Raw genomic sequence first — 18896 nt, forward strand, 5'->3', positions numbered from 1 at the left:
AATATAAGGCAGTAAGGATTTATGAAGCATCGCCTTCGCCTTGTACGCGATCTTTGCCGTAAATCGACGGAATAAAACGCTCCTGATCGTGAAGCTTTTCCCAAATTACAGGAGGATCGTGCGGATTTTCCAAAGACTTTGGCACGTCAATAATTCGCTGATTGCTAGAGCCGCGAAATTGCAGAAGCGAATCATGCAAATTCTTCATATAGCGGCCGTCAACAAGAATATCAATATATTGCAGCAGCTCAAGCTTATCCGGAGTCTCCCCCGGGCGCATAAGCTCTTCCCACGTGTAGCCGGTCCAACTCCAAATATCTTTTGTATTGCCAAACTCTTTTCTAATACGCTTGCAAAGAGGCAGCAAAATACCAGTATTAAGCAGCGGCTCACCGCCAAGCAAAGTCAAACCTTGCACATAAGGCTGCGCCAAATCTTCCATAATCTGGTCTTCAAGCTTTTGAGTATAAGGGTGGCCTGCGCGAAAATCCCAAATCGACTCGTTATAGCATTCAACGCAATGGAACGGGCAGCCGGAAACGTAAAGCGAGCAGCGAATACCCTCACCGTCGGTCATCAAAAAACGCTTGTAATCGGCAATCATGCCCTGGCTCATGCGCTCGCTAGACCATTGGCCAGCGCGAGGATTATTAGAAAGAGAGGTTGGAATCCAAGGCCCGCGGTTAACGTCTGCAGGTGAAAAATCGTGCAAACTTATGCGAGCCATGGTTCCAACCTTTAATTTAGCCTAGCTTTTACTTTATTTTATGATATTTTATTATATTTTACGCGACTTGACGCGACTTGACGCGTTACTTAGTCTCCTCGTACCATTCGCGAGATTCGCCATTATCCAGCGTCACGTGACCAGTTTCGCCAGACATGTGCTTTACGCGGTGCGCAATCTCCTCGTGGCGGCCGTGAACCATTGGGCGTTGAACAGGATTGCCCAAGTAGCCGCAAGTACGCTTAGTAACATTGCACTTATCTGGGTCGCTGTTGCCGCACTCTGGGCAGCGGAAGCCTTCTTTAGTTGGCTCAAAATCGCCCTGGAATCCGCAAACGAAGCAGTGATCAATAGGCGTATTCGTACCCAAGTAGCCAATGCCAATCTTATAAGCGTAATCCCAAACAGCTTCCAAAGCCTTAGGATTTGCTTGCAAGCATGGGAACTCGCAGTAGTTAATAAAGCCGCCGGAAGCAAGATACGGGAAGTCAACCTCGTAGCTAAGCTTCTCCATAGGAGTTGGCTGCAACCAAACTGGGTAATGGAAGGAATTAGTGTAGAAGTCGTGATCGGTAACGCCTTCAATGCGGCCGAACTTCTGACGATCCATGCGGTTAAAGCGGTCAGTCAAAGACTCTGCAGGAGTTGAGTAAACGGAATAGTGGTAGCCTTCCGCCTTCGACCACTGCTGGCAAAGCTTATTCATGCGGCGAACCAAAGAAAGCGCAAACTGCTTGCCATCCTCATTCCAGCTGTGATCCTTCATCCAATCCTTGCCAAAGAACACTGCCGTAGTTTCGTACAAACCAATGTAACCAAGCGAAACTGTAGCGCGTTCGTTACGGAACAGCTGATCAACACTCTCGTTAGCTTCCAAACGGCCAAAAGCACCATAACGGAACAGAGTTGGAGCGTTCACTGGAGTTGCCTGCTTGCAACGCATAATGCGGAATCGCAAAGCCTGGTGAGCAACTTCCATACGTTCGTCAAAAAGCTTCCAGAAGCGAGTCACATCGCCGTGAGATTCAAGAGCAATACGCGGCATGTTAACCGTCACAACGCCAAGATTCATGCGGCCATCTTCAACATCCTTACCAGTCTTTGGATCAACCCAGCCCTGAAGGAAGGAGCGGCAGCCCATAGGAGCTTTAAACGAGCCAGTAATCTTAACAATGTTCTCGTAAAACACAACATCCGGATACATGCGCTTAGTAGAGCACTCAAGAGCCAGCTGCTTCAAATCATAGTTCGGGTCGCCAGCATCTGCGTTTACACCGTGCTTAATAGTAAACACAAGCTTAGGGAAGATTGCGGTATGACGATCCTTGCCGAGGCCGCGAATACGATTAAGCAAAATAGCACGCTGAATTTCGCGAGCAAACCAAGAAGTACCCAAGCCAAAACCAACAGTTACAAACGGAGTCTGGCCGTTAGAAACACGGTTGGAATTAATCTGATACTCCATCGTTTGCATAGCATCGTAAATAGCTTTACGCGTCATAATCTTTGCATAAACTTCACGAAGCTGATCAAGCTCACTCAAGTTCTCATCAAAAGGAGTGTCAGCAGGAAGCGGATCCCTGTCTGAGCAGTGAAGATTCTTAGGCTCCTGAGCCTTCAAACCGTCAATCATATCCTTCGCAACTTCAATCGGCGTAGAATCCGGAATCATAGCGTGGGCCATTGCCAAGTTCTTCTCATAATCGCACTTAGCGTAAGGCTCAAGCATTTCGTCAGCACGATTAACAGTCTGACCACCGTATTGCGCGCCAGCAATATCCTTAATAATCTGCGTAACCTGAGTTGCAGCAGTACCAATAGACTTCGGACTATCCATCATTGCATTTCCAAGCGCAAAGCCCTTAGCGAGCATGTCTCCAAAATCAGGAAGCGAGCAGTTGCTCATGCAAGTAAATGGCGAATAATCAGCGTCATGGAAGTGAATATCACCCTTCATATGCGCGTTAGAAACCGCGTGAGGAAGCATAGAGAACGCAGAAGCCTTAGAAACAGCGCCCGCAAGAAGATCACGCTGAGTAGCGTAAACGTTAGAATCCTTATTTGCGTTTTCGCGCACAAGCGTTTCGTCACGATTCACAAGGCGATTAACAGCTTCGTTAATATCGGTAGCCTTTGCACGATCAATATCTCGGTTCAAACGGTAGCTTGTGTAGCAGCGGGCAACCTCGTAAAGATGATTTTCAATAAGGCCGTGCTCAACCAGGGTCTGAATATCCTCGATTTTTGCTGGACCATTGTAACGATCTTGAATTTCAGCCTCAATACGATCCGAAATACCGCGAATCATCTGCTCTTCCTGAGGACCAACTTCCTTACCTAAGTCCTTAAAAGCAGCCTTAATAGCCATAATGATATTCATCGAATCGAAATCAACTACGCGACCATCGCGCTTTTCGACCTGCACGCGGGAAACTGGAGCTGCAACTAAGTCATCATCCATGCGAATTGCTGCGCTCTTGGCGTCAGTTTCTTCCAAAACCTGCATCGGTACAGACCTTTCTCATAACACTGTTCTTCTAACCGTTCTCTCGCTGCAAAAGCATTATATTCGCAACGACTTGCTCTACTATAACTCAACTCATGCCCAATATCTAGGGAGAAACGCAAAGATAACAAACTATATATAGTGATTTATTTCACATTCGCGATTTTTGAGGCGTGTCGAGGAGGAGGTAGGCTTGATTGCTGGCGTGTTAAGTTTCTTTGGCAAAATGTGAGCAATGGGAATTACTTATCTCGCAGCGCTACGCTCTTGCTTGCCGTGGCGCGAGTTTTGGTGGATTTCTCTCCTCGCACGTCCCGTCCTTCGGGCGCTCTGGCTGTTAAAAGAGTTTAGCGTGTTCGCCTTTCTTAAAGAATGTAGCTTCTCAGTCCTCTTTTAGTGCTCGTAAAGAAATCCCCCAAACTCTGCATGCTAATTCGCTAATAACCGTGCTAATCGCAGAGATTTTTCGATTTTTCTTCTTCGCTCGACGAATCAGCAGCCTTCGGCTCTGACGTTCGCCTCGCTCAGTGCGAAAAATCTCAAATCTCACCACACGAATATTCATACACTAAAGTATCGCAATTAAGCTGCGGGTGGGTGCGTAGGTATGAGTGCCTGGTGTGGTGTGTGCGGCAGCATGAATGCTAGTGTTCTCTAATTAACAAAAATAGGCACAAATATAATACACGCCGTTGCAGGCGCGCACTTCGTGACGCTTTGATATATTGAGTCACGTGGAACAGATAGCTTTTCAGCATGCACAGGAATTCGGATTCCAACCAGGAGACATTGTGCAACAATGGCTCTGGGACGACGATGTTGACGAAACAATTTGCGAAAGTATCGAACAGCTTACCGGCGAAGAATTGGTAGACGAAGATTACGATGCTGCTGTTGATGGCGTAATTATTTGGTGGCGTGACGGCGACGATGAAGACGAGCTTGCAGACACCATTATGGATGCCACAAATATGCTTGACGACGACGCTCCTATGTGGGTTCTAACACCTAAGCCTGGACGCGAAGGTTCCCCAAGTTCTAGCACCGTACAATCTGCTGCAAAGACGGCCGGAATGAACGCCGCAACACCTTTAACTGTAAGCGCAGATTGGAACGGTATTCAGTTGCGCGCCTTCGGTAAAGGTCAGTCTAAGTAAAACTGAGTAGTTTTGGTCGAAATCTTATACAAAAACGACCTAAACTACTCACTCTTGCGCTGTTTTTGTCGGAATCTTACGAAAAAACGGCATAAACTACACACGATTGCGCAGTTTTGGTCACTTCACGCTCTTCGACATGTTGTTGTGACCACGCCCGCGGCTACTTACGCGTTCGCGGATAGATTTACGCTCGGTTTTACGCTCAGATTTACGATCTACTTTGCTCTCAGCTTTACGCTCGGATTTGCGCGCACCACTGTGACCATGCCCACCGTGTCCGCGCCCGCGCCCTCGACCGCGACCTTTGCGCTTCTGCTGCTCAGGCTCCGGCATGCTCCAGCCTTCCTGAAGCTCAGCCGCATCTCCCACAATCTCATCTAAAACAGGCGATGCAGGATTTACGTCTTCCGCTTTAGCGTTAATTCCGGCTCGACGAAGCATAGTGTGCGCCGCGCGCTTCTGATTAGGCAGCACAAGAGTAACAACATCGCCTTCCTCGCCTGCACGAGCGGTACGGCCCGAACGATGCAAGAACGACTTCGGGTCTTCCGGCGGCTCAGTTTGCACAACCAACGCAACGTCACTAATATCAATGCCTCGCGCCGCAACATCCGTTGCAACCAGCACGCGCACTAAGCCTTCTGAAAACACAGCCAAATGCCTATCTCGCTGATTTTGCGACAAATTACCTTGCAAATCAACCGCAGGAATGCCCTGCTGCAGGAACTTTTTCGCCATATTCTTCGCCTGATACTTCGTGCGCGTAAAGAATATGGAACGCTTGCATCCGGAAGCAAGCTTGCGCAAAACCTCGTACTTATCTCCCGAAGACACAGCAAAAATGTGGTGAGTCATAGTGTCAACTTGCGAATCAGCATCGTCAACCGCATGAATCACAGCGTTAGGAAGGAATCGATTTACAAGAGTTGAAACTTGCTTGTCTAGCGTGGCAGAAAACAGCATGCGCTGACCGTTAGGATCCACCTGCTCAAGAAGTCGCGTAACAGCCGGCAAAAAGCCCATATCAGCCATTTCATCAGCCTCGTCAAGCACGCTAACCATCACTTTTTCAAGAGTCAACGCACCTTGTCTAATCAAATCTTCCAAACGACCCGGGCAAGCGAGCACAATTTGCGCGCCCTTCTTAAGCTGCGATACTTGACGCTGGTATCTAACTCCGCCATACACCGTCACCGTGCGCATTCCGTAAGCCGCTGCAAGAGGAGCAATCACATCGTCAATTTGATGCACAAGCTCTCGCGTTGGCGCCAATATCATTGCGCGAGGAGCTGGAGTATCGCCACTTTCGTTTTTACGACTATTTTTTCCATTGTTGATTAAATCAACGAAATTTTCTGCTAAGCGAGCAACCAGCGGAATAGAAAACGCTAAGGTTTTGCCGCTTCCTGTGCGGCCACGTCCTAGAATATTCGCACCTTGCAAAGAATCCGGAAGCGTGGCCTGCTGGATTGGGAAGGCCGTGGTTTTGCCGTCCGCGCGCAAGACTTCTACAAGAGGATCCGGCACGCCAAGCTGCGTAAAAGTTACGTCGTCGCTATAGTTTTCTCGCGATTCGATTGCAGAATCTGGAATAATTACTGAATTTTTAGAAGATTTATTGTTTTTAGTGAAATCTTTCTTACTATTTTCTTTTTTAGTGAAATCCTTTTTAGCATTTTCTCGATTAGCAAAATCTTTTTTAGCGAAATCCTGCTCAGCATCGCGAATTGCAGTCTCCTCGTAGCGCAAAGCTTTCTGACGCGCCTTTTCACGCACCTTTTCCGCCTTACGATTGCGCTCTCTGCGTGCATTAAATTCGTGATTATTCTTCGCGCCTCGCTTTTGATGAGACGCAGCATTATGAGTATGCGGCACAATAGCCTTTCGTAAAATATGTGTATTCAAAACTTAAATTTCAAACCGTGAACTAACTGAGCCTAGCACACGCGCCGCACAATCACGGCAAATGTTTCAAAAAAGGGTAAGCAGCAAAAAGCCCCACCGTGAAGAATCACAGGCGGGGCTTTATTTTTACTTATGCGATTAAGTAAGCTTGCTAAACTCACGTCAGCTTACGAAATTCGCGCGATTTTCGTAAGCTTTCTAAAGCTTTGCAGGCTTTACAGCCTCTCGCCTAGTTGTTGCTACGACGAGAAGTACCACGACGCTTACCCACGAAGAACGCAGCAGCAGCAACCGTAGCAAACAAGCCGAACACAGACACGTCACTACCAGTCTTGCTAAGCTGAGACACACCACCACTCTTCAACACCTGAGCGCGCACAGAAGCACGAACCTGAGCCGCATGAGCCTTAGCCTCAGCCAAAGCCTTACGAGCAGCAGAAAGGTTATGAGCCACAGCATCAACCTGAGCCTGAGTTGCATTAGGATCAGCAGCAACCTTCTTAGCCTCAGCCAAAGCAGCATCCAAAGCCGCCTGAGCTTGAGCCACTTGAGCATCAGCCTGCTTCACAGCCGGCGAACTTTCAACAGCAGCATCCACAGCAGCAGAATTTGCGCCATTACCAGCATTATTGTTGGCATTACCAGCGTTACCTGAGTTTGCGCCAGCACCAGCATTATTAGAGCCAGTGTTACTGTTGCCAGCGTTACCGTTACCAGCATTACCAGGCTGAGAATCAGCTTCAGCACTATCAATCTGAACGTTCAACTCGCCCTTATCCACAGTAGTAGGCGCATTATCGTTCACACCAAAACCAGCTTCAGAACCAGAGCCAGCATTACCAGAGCCAGCATCACCAGTTCCAGCACCAGGTGTTGGCAATGGGCTTGGCAATGGGCTTGGAATTGGCGAAACAGTGCCATCATCAAGCCACACATAACCACGCAAAGCCGCAGCAGCACGACGCAAAGCCGCAGCAGCAGCATTCACCTCATCCTGAGTTGCATCAGGATCACCGTAAACGCGACGAGCTTCAGCCAAAGCCTCAATATAAGCATCCTGCTTATCCGAAGACGAAATCAAATAAGAAAGATAACGCCCGAAAGTATTCGCCTTAGAAAGCTCAGCAGCCAAATCCGTCTTATCAACATCAGAAGGAGTTGGGGTCGGCGTTGGAGTTGGTGCCGGAGCAGAGCCGTCAAGAGCGGCGGCTGCCTCTTGCAACTTCTTCAAAGCATCATCAACAAGCTTCTGCTTTTCAGCTTGAGTCTTAGTTGTTAAATCTTCCTCACTTTGAGCAGCAGGCGTCTTACCAGTTAGCTTATCGATAAGATCCTTAGCATCTTTAAGCGCCTTATCATACGCATCCTTCTTTCCTTGAGAAGCATGTGTATACTTATCTGAACCTTTAACAGTGCCATCCTTATCGATCTCATCTTGCAACGGCTTAGTGTTTACGCCGTCCAAAGCAAGGCGAGCCTTAACAAGCTTGTCAAGCGCTTCGTCAACAACCTTTTGCGCGTCCGCTTCCTGTTCTGGAGTGCGCGGAGTAGTGTCTGGCTTCGCTTGATTTGCGTTATCTTCTTTAGCAGTCTTCAAAGCATCTTTCGCATCCTTCAAAGCCTTGTCAAAAGCGTTTTTATTATCTTGAGAAGATGTGTTGTAGATAGGATCACCAGGTGTAGCTGGCTTAGCGGGATCGGTTGGATCGGCCTGCGTTGGCTTAAACTTAGAGTCATTATCTACTTCAGCCTGAAGCGCATCGGTACTAACGCCTGCGCCTTTAACTTTGTCATCGATTGCCTGCATGGCATTAAGAAGATCCTTATACAGATCATTAACCTGATCCGCATTCTTAGCATCGCCAGTTTTCTTAGCTAAAACAGCACCAGCTGCGGTGGATGCATTATCAAATGCTGTCTTCTTATCCTGATCAGTAGAATTCTTGTACTTATCGCCATTAGCGAACTCATCAGCTGTCTTCTTCAGGGTTTCAAGGCGAGCCATTGCGGCGTCGGTTGCAGTAGCATTGGCAAGCGCATCGTCGATGTCGTCCTTGCCAGTGTCGGGATTAGTTTTTGCATCTGTATAGTTAATGATATCTTTATACGCTTGTTTTTGAGCATCGTTCAGGTGAGCGAGCTTGTCAATCGCATCAAGCGCATCTTTAATCTTCTTGGCCTTCAGAGCGCGATCAGCAATACCCGTTGGGTCGCCGAGCTTAGTGGCCTTATCAATGGCCTCAATAGCCTTCTTCTTATCAGCTTCTGGAAGATCACTATCTTGAATGCGCTTCGTCTGAGCTTTCTTCTCCTCGTCAAGAGCGTTATTATCATCGTTGGTGTTGCCAGACGTATCGCGCGTGCCCTTAGCGTCTTTGATTGCTTTGTTTGCCTCATCAAACGAGGTGTTCACGCCGTCAACAGCAGTTTTGATCTCAGAAGGCTTGGTTGCCTTACCAACGTTTTCCTTAGCAGTGTTGATTGCAGCAACAGCAGCATCATACTTTGCTTTAGCTGAGTTCTTTTGCTCGTCAGTCAAAGCGTTATAGGCATTATCAAGCGCATCTTTCTTAGCATCGAGTTGCCTGTTAGCGGCATCTTTTGCTTTTTGCTCATTGAGTGCATTGGCTTGCTTTGCTGCAGCTACTTCATTGTTGAGTTCCTCAGTTGTGGCTGCAGGATCCTTCTTTGCAAGAGCAGTTTCCAAAGCGGTAAGAGTTTGATCCTTACCAGGAGTTCCGCCAAGCAACTCGTTAAGAGCAGCGTCGTCGGCGTGAGTAGCCGCGGTATTGTTCTTATCACCTGTACCATGGTCGAGGAATGGAAGCGCACCCTTGGCAATGTCACCTTGCAACGCACCCTTGGCGGCATTAATCGCCTCGGCTTTTTCCAGAATCTTCTGAACTTCTTCAGGTGTTGTTGCACCATCAGGATTTTGTGGCGTATTGTCACCGTTGATCTGCTTTTTTAGTTTGTCCTTTTCTTCAGGAGTTAGATTACCGAGGTTGCCAATCTTTTCGGAAGCTTTCTTTTTCTTATCGTTCAGCTGATCGCTATTATGCTTATCCTCTTCTTTTTGCTTCTTGTCTTCGGCTTCCTTCTTGGCAGCACCACCGCCCTTGTTTTCGGTTATGGTTTGCGCCTTTGACGGATCATTTTGGTTATTTTTGCCCTGCTGAGCAGCAGTTTTCAAAATCTCTTTGATCTTGTCGGCAGTGGTCGCGTCGCCAATTTCTTTTTTGTATTGTTCTTTCTGCTCTTTCGTCAAGTTAGGATTACGATCGATTTGCTGCTTAGCATCATCTTTCAGCTTCTTCAACTCATCGCCCGACGGTGCTGGCGCAGGAGCTGCCTTCTTCTTGAATGTGACGCTAACAGTAAATGTAGTGTTGTCTTTGCATGTAACAGTTAACGTATTTCCAGTACCCTTTGAGATGGTAGTGATGCCAACAGGATTATTAGTAGCATCATATGGCTCCATGTCAACAGTACTAGACTTTGGCTTAAGAGCAGAAGTCATTGTGTATGTAGTACTGTTTACATCACCAGCGCCAGTGTAGTTGGCATCAAGGAATGCCTTAATAGCTTTCTTGAAGTCATCGTCAGTTGGATTGGAAGTGTTTGCCACCTCAACATCTGCAGGATTGTTATACTTGCGAGTAATCTTCTTCGCATTGTAAAGCTGTTGAATAAGCTTACGAAGAGCAGTCTTGTTCTCAGGAGTATCAGTCATGCTATTTATATCAGCAGGATACTTACTTGGATCAGTAATACCAACCCTCTTAAAGTCCCTATCTGTAAGCTGTTCAGTACCATTCTTCTGATTCCAAAGCGCAAGAGCCTGTTTCTTCAACTGATCAAAGGTGTTGTCTGTAGGAGTTTGAGTCTTTGCTACATAAAGATCTTTCAGAGGAACATCAAACAGTTTCTTCGAACTATTCTCACCAGTTTCAAAACCTTGAACAGCTATACTTCCATCTGTATTAAGGCTAAACGATACTACACCAGCGCCATTATTTTGGTTTTTAACATAACGCTGCATATTCGTAACACCCGATACAGGCTTATCATTTTCTTTAAGAGTATAAGCAGACGTAGCCTCTTGATCGGTTATATCCACATTATAGTTCTTCTTCATGAACTTCTTAAACGCCGCAATCTGATCTAGTGGCGAAGGAGAATTCACGTTATCTACTTGTACTGGGTCCACATAATACTGATAAGCAGTCATATTACCTGGATGATGCAAAGTGGTATCCGGAGCCGGCTTCTGACTAGCAATCTTCTGCTGGAAGAACATGCTCATAGGATAAGTCTTATCATTGTAGCCGTTTGCTTTAAAAGTGACTGTGCCAGCACCAGTAGAATCGACACCATATTCAACAGTTACACCGCTAACTGCACTACCACTTTCAGCATCCTTAGCATAACCAGCCAATACATTCCTAACATTTGTAAGCTGTGTATTATTAGCTCCAGCAGTAGTTATTTCCTGCTGCGAAGTTTTGAACGGATTGAAGTTTACCTCAAAAATTCTAGTAGGAGTTACTTTAAACTCCTTCTTAGCTTCAGCAGGAGCAGGTGGTTCTGTAGTTTGCTTCGCTTTTTCTTTCAGGTACTGCCAGGCTTCGATAGTGGTTGTTGAGCCGTCTTTCCAGGTGATTGTTGCGGCTCCTGTGCTGGCATCTACCGTAACAGGCACGTTATTGCCATTTTGAGCCTTTGCCTCGTCATATGGCGTAATGCCCTGATTTGCCGTATCAAAAGCAGATACTATCTTATTTATTTCGTCTTGCTTAAGCGACTTCAGATTCTCAACTTCCATCGCATCAGGCACAACGTACGGCGCCCAATCGGCGATGGTTGCTCCCTGGCACACCAGATTAGATGCGGGAATTTCAAGCGTTGAACCATCCTGATACGTCACAACAAGCTTCGTGCCGTCATCATTGAACTTGATTCCGTCGTTGCCCTCTTTAAGATGTGCGATGAAATCTGTATTGTGCATGTTCTTTTTCTGGAACGCCTCAATAACAGCCTTTTTATCATCAGCGGTCAACTGAGACGGCTTCACCACAGGCGTGCGCGCGGGCATGTTTGGCTTGTACTTATCTCTATCGGATTCATTCTTAGCAACAAGCAAGTTCGCAGGAATTGTGCGCGTGGTCTTGTCTTTAAAGGTGATAGTTGCTACACCTTTATCTGACACTTCCACTTTATCCACTAATTCCGAATAGTGTTTCGTATCTTTATTGACGTCTGCAATTTTCTCTTTAATCTTATTTTGCTCGTCGGTACTAACACTGTTGAGATTTTTCACAAGTGTCACATCAGGATACTTAAGCGTCAAATGATCCGCAATCTTTGGCGTATTATGCTTTTGTCCAGCCGCATAATGCCAGTTACCTGCAAAACGGTAAACGCCAGCCACGAAACGAAGCGGATTAGTATCGCGCTTCTCCCAAGCCTCCTTGGTCATCTCGGCAACGTAGGTCATATCGTAAAAACGCTGCCCCGCAGACTCCCAGTCTACGAAAATGCCTTGCAAGCCAGCGGTTTCGTTCTTGTAACTGTTCCACTGACTCTCCGTATTTCCAGCGTTATCGTACTTTCCACCATTAAGACCAAGCAGCTGCTTCCAACCCTTGCTGGCAAGTACATTATCGCCTTCAAAATAGAAATTTGAAATACCATTCCAGTCTTTAGGCGTTGGGTATGTTTTCTGCGAAACTTGGCCGTAGCCTTGAGCATTCGTGAAGGTAAATTGCGAGGAACCTGCAGGCTTAAATGGATTATTACCGCCCTTAGTCAGCTTTTCAACGCGTGTATATGTGATATTTTGTACGTTTGTGAGACCCTTAGGAACGCCGTACCACCACATAGGACGGAATCGCCAGTCGTCCGCTGTGCCATCTTTTTGGTTGCAATTAGAAAGATAATGAACGCGAACAAACTTGCCAAGCGGATCTTTGCCTGTCGCACCGCCCGCCTTAGCATTCTTAAGCGTATCGTAATAATCCACCTCAATGTGGAAACGAGCTTCGCTATAGCTTGCGTCTGTTTTATAACCGTAATAAATATTGTTTCCAGTGCCGTCTACATAACCGTCAGCGTATGCAGGAGTAGAAACGAATACCCCCCCCCCGAGCACCATAGCACCTGCAAGCATAGCTGCGCACACGCTCTTAGAAATCGGTGCATACTTAGCATTTTGAGCAGACTTTACTAAAGCAGCAAAATTATTCGCTTCATTAATCTTCTTCATTTTTTCTTCACTCCGTTTATTCGACTACCGCTGCTTAATGCGTATTTCGGCAGCAGTAGAAAAATTAGCGTTTATAATAATAGTCTTCAACCGCAGTATAAATGCTTTGGTTATGCCTTGTTTATAACAGCTATAACATTGGTTATAACTTTGACTATAAGCCAAACGTCTTAATACTGCGGTTGAAAATAGTACAGTGAGTATAATACTCAAAATTTTATAAATTTCAAGTATTACAATCTTGTGATTTTCGTCACTTTACACGCAAATCAGCAAATCAGAAAGTAAGCAATCCGACGAGTACATAACCCGACGAATAAGCAAAATCAGCAAATCAGCGCGTAAGCTTTCTGTGCAAACGATGCGGGCGAGCAGCTTCCTCGCCAAGGCGAGCAATCTTATTCTCTTCGTAAGCCTGGAAGTTACCTTCGAACCAGTACCATTTTGCAGGATTCTCGTCGTCGCCTTCCCACGCAAGAATATGCGTAGCAACTCGGTCAAGGAACCAGCGATCGTGCGAAACCACAACAGCGCAGCCTGGGAACTCAATCAGAGCATTTTCCAAACTTTCCAAAGTTTCAACGTCCAAATCGTTCGTAGGCTCATCGAGAAGAAGCAAGTTTCCACCCTGCTTAAGGGTCAAAGCTAAGTTCAAACGGTTACGCTCGCCGCCGGAAAGCACTCCCGTAAGCTTCTGCTGATCCGAACCCTTAAAACCAAAGCTTGCAACGTATGCGCGAGTAGGAATTTCAACGCCTGCAACTTCAATAAAATCAAGTCCGCCGGAAACAGCTTCCCACAAGTTCTTATTAGGATCCAATCCTGCACGATTCTGGTCAACGTAAGAGATCTTCACAGTGTCGCCAACAATAAGCTCGCCGCCGGAAAGCGGCTCCAAGCCAACAATCGTCTTAAACAGCGTAGACTTACCAACACCGTTCGGACCAATCACGCCAACAATACCGTTACGCGGCAAAGTAAACGACAAGTCGTCGATTAGCACACGGTCGCCAAAAGCCTTGTGAATATGCTTCGCTTCCAAAACTTGCGAACCCAAGCGTGGACCTGCTGGAATCTGGATTTCGGAAAAATCAAGCTTCTTGGAATTGCGTGCTTCCTGCTCCATTTGATCGTAGCGTTCCAAACGAGCCTTGTTCTTTGCTTGGCGAGCCTTCGGCGAACTACGCACCCAGTCAAGTTCGTTCTTCAAACGCTTAGCAAGCTTGGCATCCTTAGCGCCCTGAATTTCCATACGCTTGGCCTTGGTTTCCAAATACGTGGAATAGTTGCCCTTGTATGGGTAAAGCTGGCCGCGGTCAACTTCGCAAATCCACTCTGCAACGTTGTCCATAAAGTAACGGTCGTGAGTAACAGCAATAACAGCGCCTTCATACTTGTGTAAGAACTGTTCCAGCCAAAGAATTGACTCCGCATCCAAGTGGTTCGTAGGCTCGTCCAAAAGCAGCAAGTCTGGAGCTTCAAGCAGAAGCTTGCACAATGCCACTCGCCTGCGCTCACCACCAGAGCACACAGAAACAGGAGAATCCGGGTCTGGGCATTGCAAAGCATCCATTGCCTGCTCAAGTTGCGAATCCAAATCCCAGCCGTTTGCAGCATCAATTTCAGTCTGCAACTTGCCCATTTCTTCCATTAACGCATCAAAATCAGCGTCAGGATTGGCCATTTCTTCGCCGATTTGGTTAAAGCGCGCTACTTTTTGCGCAATCTCACCAAACGCCATCTTAATATTTTCGCCAACTGTTTTAGTTTCATCCAGCGGCGGCTCCTGCTGCAAAATACCTACCGTGTAGCCCGGAGTCAAAGAAGCTTCACCGTTTGTAACATTTTCCAATCCGGCCATAATTTTCAGCAGCGTAGACTTACCCATGCCGTTCGGGCCAACAACACCAATTTTTGCGCCCGGAAGGAAGCTTAAAGTAACGTCGTCGAGAATTACGCGATCTCCATAAGACTTACGCGCTTTAATCATCTGATAGATAAATTCAGCCAAAGTAATATACCATCCTTATAAACGTTGAAATTCCAGCGTTTACTGCTTTATGCAAAGCAATAAGTTATTGAGCGAAACTAAATAGCATCACGTAAAACTAAATAGCTTTACGTAAAACTAGCATGTTGCCGGAGTACGGTCAGACTTTTTTGTAGATTCTGCACCATCTTCCGGCGGCAACTGACAAAGAAATTCGCCCAAAATGCCAACAAGCATATCTACAAAGCAAACGAATCCTGCAATAGAACACTCGCGCACAACAACAGAATTATAAAATACCATTTCGCTGTTCGGCAAACTCATTAGCAACTGGCCTATATACCAGCCAGCCAAAATAGATCCAGCCATTCCCAATGACTTCGACAACATCAAAGCGGCAACAGCAAACTGCGGGCTTGTATGCTTATTGTTTTTCTTAGCTTTTTCACTAACACTTAAGTGAGTTTGCAAAGCCATAACAAATGTTGCAACACCGGCAACTACCATAATTGATATAACAACCCACGGAGCTCCGGCAAGAGACATAGCACTAGACTCTGTTGACGACACAAGAAATGCGCCTAGTACAAAGCCAAACAGCAGACCTAATACCAGATACCACCAAGGTGTGCGATACGCTTTCATTAATAATCATCCCCTAAAAGCCATTGATCTGAGTATATACCAACAGTTTGAGTATCCAAAGCAAGAGCTAAAGAATACGAAAGCGGGTTGTGATCCAAAGCAGCGTCCGACTCAATTTGCATCCATGGCATAAGTTCAGGTGATTTAGGATCCACTGTTACCATTTGCGCAATTTCTTGCGGCAGCCCTTCCGGATTTATTGATTCAGTTTCCGTAGCAGGTGCTCCGTATGAACGAGAGCCTAGAACGCGAAGAGTTATTTTGTCTTTATCTGAACAAGAAACAATACGAACTAAGCGCAACATTTCATACTCGTCTCTAGTTGAGGAAAGAAGGAAAACGCAGGTGTAGTAGTCAGCATCAAGCGCATTCGCAACATATAATGCGGATATGCCGTCTACGCGAGTTTCTCCATCTTGCTCAAGAAGTGCAACTATTTTCAGCATAGCAGAACGCGTAGCATGATTGGCGACACCCCTCATTGAGATTACCAAAGTTGTGCGCATTTGAAGCGGGTCTACGTCGAAAAATCGGTGTCTTTCTTCACTCGCAGCCATTTCGTTTCCTGGATTATTTAATTGGTTTTCGCAAAGATTTTCGCCAGTATTGTCACAAGTATTTTCACAAGAGTTGTTAGCGTTTACAGTCTCGCCTTCAGCGTTGCAAGACTTATTAGCAGCGTCATCTTCTGCAGAATTATCCATATAATCTTCAGCTGCAGCATTCGCAATATCTATAGCTGCTTGAGCCGCTGCAGCAGCTTCTGCATCTTCAATACGCTTATTTTCTTCTTCGTTCTGTTCTATAAGCGTACGGAAGTAGTCTGCATTCGGACTATCTTCTAAATCATCAATATCAACTTTTCCGCTTCTAACAGCAACATGCGCAATACTTTCGGGAACTGCTCTGTTAGACATGTCGTACTTTCTTTTAGCAACACGATGCACAGTAACAGAAACGTCGTCAACTTCGCTTTGCAAACCGTAGTAGTTGCTGCGAACAGAAGCGCGAACAGTAACATCTGCTTCAACAACCTGCCATGTGCGCATAACAGAATCCGCAACCTTATTAGTCATAAGCTCCAAGGCGATTGACGGATGATCTTCAATTTCATCATCGTGCTCGCACTGCCTTAACGAAAAAGCAAGACGATCTGTCAATTGAGGAATATCAATTGCATGAGTATCGTTACCAGCAAACGCCCTACTCAAATCAACTTTTAGAACAGCGTCAATGCGAATGTTCGTATACAAGCCAATAACAATGTCGTTAACGTTAGGCCTCACGCCGTTGAGCCGTATAAGGCTATAACTATTTTCTTCCACTGCTTTTCTCCCCGCCTATAAGAGAAAGCGCACAATAGCAATATTTACGCTTGCTGTTGTGCTGCTTTCTCAGTTTTAATATTCGATTTTTACTTTTTGGTTTTACTTTTGATTTGCGCTTTTGTTTTCGACTTTGTTTTCGACTTTGTTTGTACAAACCAGCGTTTTGTTACATTCTACTAGATGCAAAAAGAAAATACCTAATTTTGATTAGATTTTCCTTCTACATTTCGTCTTAAACTTTCCGGAATTTCCACAGGCGGAATATCTGAATCCGGACGCTGATCGTTAGAAAGCCAAAGAGTACGCTCCGGAGCCTTGCGAATCTTACTAAAGATTTCCTTAAGCTCCTTCTCGTTAAGCGTTTCTTTTTCAAGAAGCTGACGAACCAGCTCGTCTAAAACGTCGCGATTATTGTTAATAATCTCCCACGCTTCAGTATGAGCAGTTTCAATAAGCTTATGAACTTCCTCATCAATAACTTCAGCCGTGCGGTTCGAGAACTTGCGTGGCTGCAAAGAGTCAAGAGATCCGGAAGCGTCATCGTCCGCGTCCATCCACTTAACTGCTCCAAGCTTTGCAGAGAAACCAAACTCCACAACCATCTTGCGAGCAATAGCCGTAGCTTTTTCAATATCGTTAGAAGCTCCGGTTGTTGGATCGTGGAACACAACTTCCTCAGCCGTACGACCGCCCATAGCATAAGCCATTTGATCAAGAAGCTCGTTTCGCGACTGGGAATAACGATCCGTAGTTGGCATAACAGCCGTGTAGCCAAGCGCGTGGCCTCGTGGCAAAATAGTCACCTTTGTAACAGGATCCGTATTATGCAAAGCCGCAGCAACCAAAGCGTGACCACCCTCATGGTAAGCGGTATTACGCAACTCGTCCAAAGCCATGCCCTTAGACTTCCTTCGAGGGCCAGCCTGAACGCGGTCAATTGCCTCATCAATAGCGCGATTATCAATGTATTGCGCGCCAGAGCGAGCACAAAGCAAAGCAGCCTCGTTAAGAACGTTAGCTAAATCTGCACCTGTAAAACCAGGAGTGCGCACAGCAACCATATGAAGATCAACATCTGGAACAAAAGGCTTACCCTTTGCATGAACCTTCAAAATTGCTTCGCGGCCTTCCAAATCAGGAGCTTCAACAGCCACCTGACGGTCAAAGCGGCCTGGGCGAAGAAGTGCAGAATCGAGCACATCAGGACGGTTAGTTGCGGCAATAATAATCAAATTAGTGTCGTTGTCAAATCCGTCCATTTCAACAAGCAGCTGATTAAGTGTCTGCTCACGCTCATCGTGACCGCCAGTCATACCGCTTCCACGGCGACGACCAACAGCATCAATCTCATCAATAAAGATTATTGCAGGAGCGTTCTTCTTAGCCTCGTCAAAAAGCTCACGAACACGCGAAGCACCAAGACCAACGAACATTTCAACAAAGTCAGAACCTGCCATTGCGTAGAACGGCACTCCAGCTTCGCCTGCAATAGCGCGCGCAAGCAATGTTTTACCAGTTCCTGGAGGACCGTAAAGAAGAACGCCTCGAGGAATACGCGCACCCAAAGCCTTGTAGCGTGAAGGATCCTTTAAGAAGTCCTTAATCTCCTCAACCTCTTCAACAGCAGCCTGCTCGCCAGCAACATCCGCAAACTTAGTCTTAGGAGTCTGACCTTCAACAAGCTTTCCGCGGCCACGACCGCCGCCCATTCCAAGCATTCCGCCGCCGGAACCGCCAATGCGACTAAACATGAACCAAATCATGCCAAGGAAGAAAAGAATAGGCACAAGCGAAGTAACAAGATAGGAGAAAATTCCAGAAGATTGCAAGTTTGCAGTCCAACCATTAGACGGCTTAGCTTTTTCAACTTCCTGAATAATCGACTTACCTTGAGCAATAGTGTAGTAGAATTGCACGTCCTTGCCGTAATCATGCTTCTGCTTATCTCGCTTACTATACTTACTAAACTTTTTGTCTAAAGTAAGCTTCACAAGCTGCTTGTTATCAATAACTTCGGCATAGTTTGCTTTATGTGAGCGCAATAACTCAATACCGTCTTGGGTATCAATAGTTTGCGAACCTGTTTTTGCAAACATTTGGAAGCCGACTACAGCAAGAAGTACTAGCAGAACAATCCACGTCCATGGAGACTGCCAGATCGGGCGACGAGACTTATTGTTGCCATCATTGCCGTCATTGCCGTCATTATTGCCTTTATTGTTGTTACGCTGGCCGTTATTTCGCGAATTCCTAGGGTTTAGCGGGGTTAAGAACGGATTATTTCCGTTATTTCCGCGCCCAGGACCGCCCATTGGGCCTTGCGGTGTCATAGGAGAAGCGCCCATGTAATAAGGCTCCTTTCAAACTCCC

9 protein-coding genes are annotated in these 18896 nt (G+C 46.3%); 1 reads left to right on the plus strand and 8 read right to left on the minus strand.

The window, feature by feature from the left end:
• Positions 1-19: 19 nt before the first annotated feature.
• Both nrdG and nrdD read right to left on the minus strand, forming a co-directional pair.
• Entirely contained in the window at positions 20-727 is a 708-nt protein-coding gene (gene nrdG / locus CGSMWGV1500E_RS0106050; RefSeq protein ID WP_004127646.1) for an anaerobic ribonucleoside-triphosphate reductase activating protein, read from the minus strand.
• An 85-nt stretch (positions 728-812) separates the two neighbouring features.
• On the minus strand, positions 813-3188 hold the full coding sequence (gene nrdD / locus CGSMWGV1500E_RS03685; RefSeq protein WP_419185104.1) for an anaerobic ribonucleoside-triphosphate reductase: 2376 nt from the start codon (positions 3186-3188) through the stop codon (positions 813-815).
• A gap of 779 nt (positions 3189-3967) precedes the next feature.
• On the opposite strand from nrdD, the gene CGSMWGV1500E_RS03680 reads away from it, so the two are divergent.
• A complete protein-coding gene (locus CGSMWGV1500E_RS03680) occupies positions 3968-4390 on the plus strand; it encodes a DUF3052 domain-containing protein (protein ID WP_004127651.1) in 423 nt (140 codons plus the stop codon).
• Positions 4391-4510: 120 nt separating this feature from the next.
• Here CGSMWGV1500E_RS03680 and CGSMWGV1500E_RS03675 read toward each other — a convergent pair whose 3' ends face one another.
• The 6 genes from CGSMWGV1500E_RS03675 to ftsH all read right to left on the minus strand — a co-directional run bounded on the left by CGSMWGV1500E_RS03675 (position 4511) and on the right by ftsH (position 18871).
• Complete coding sequence (locus tag CGSMWGV1500E_RS03675; RefSeq protein ID WP_004127653.1) at positions 4511-6268, minus strand: DEAD/DEAH box helicase; 1758 nt, start codon at positions 6266-6268, stop codon at positions 4511-4513.
• Between the two features lie 259 nt (positions 6269-6527).
• Entirely contained in the window at positions 6528-12563 is a 6036-nt protein-coding gene (locus tag CGSMWGV1500E_RS03670; protein ID WP_004127655.1) for a GA module-containing protein, read from the minus strand.
• Positions 12564-12897: 334 nt separating this feature from the next.
• Positions 12898-14574, minus strand: coding sequence for an energy-dependent translational throttle protein EttA (gene ettA, locus CGSMWGV1500E_RS03665; protein ID WP_004127657.1), 1677 nt, complete (start codon positions 14572-14574; stop codon positions 12898-12900).
• 117 nt (positions 14575-14691) lie between these two features.
• The gene (locus CGSMWGV1500E_RS03660) at positions 14692-15198 is read right to left on the minus strand and encodes a DUF3180 domain-containing protein (protein WP_004127658.1); all 507 of its coding nucleotides are present in this window, start codon (positions 15196-15198) and stop codon (positions 14692-14694) included.
• Positions 15198-16523: a hypothetical protein gene (locus CGSMWGV1500E_RS03655; RefSeq protein ID WP_004127660.1), complete on the minus strand. Its 1326-nt coding sequence runs from the start codon at positions 16521-16523 to the stop codon at positions 15198-15200. The genes CGSMWGV1500E_RS03660 and CGSMWGV1500E_RS03655 overlap by 1 nt, the downstream gene beginning before the upstream one ends.
• Before the next feature lie 200 nt (positions 16524-16723).
• A complete protein-coding gene (ftsH, locus tag CGSMWGV1500E_RS03650) occupies positions 16724-18871 on the minus strand; it encodes an ATP-dependent zinc metalloprotease FtsH (protein ID WP_004127662.1) in 2148 nt (715 codons plus the stop codon).
• Positions 18872-18896 lie beyond the last annotated feature (25 nt).

The sequence above is a fragment of the Gardnerella vaginalis 1500E genome, assembly GCF_000263595.1.
GTDB lineage: Bacteria > Actinomycetota > Actinomycetes > Actinomycetales > Bifidobacteriaceae > Bifidobacterium > Bifidobacterium vaginale_E.

Excerpts from the sequence above, each read along its gene's own strand:
- nrdD (WP_419185104.1), bottom strand. The coding sequence starts at position 3,188 with ATGGATGATGACTTAGTTGCAGCTCCAGTTTCCCGCGTGCAGGTCGAA.
- nrdG (WP_004127646.1), bottom strand. The coding sequence starts at position 727 with ATGGCTCGCATAAGTTTGCACGATTTTTCACCTGCAGACGTTAACCGC.
- ftsH (WP_004127662.1), bottom strand. The coding sequence starts at position 18,871 with ATGGGCGCTTCTCCTATGACACCGCAAGGCCCAATGGGCGGTCCTGGG.
- CGSMWGV1500E_RS03660 (WP_004127658.1), bottom strand. The coding sequence starts at position 15,198 with ATGAAAGCGTATCGCACACCTTGGTGGTATCTGGTATTAGGTCTGCTG.
- CGSMWGV1500E_RS03670 (WP_004127655.1), bottom strand. The coding sequence starts at position 12,563 with ATGAAGAAGATTAATGAAGCGAATAATTTTGCTGCTTTAGTAAAGTCT.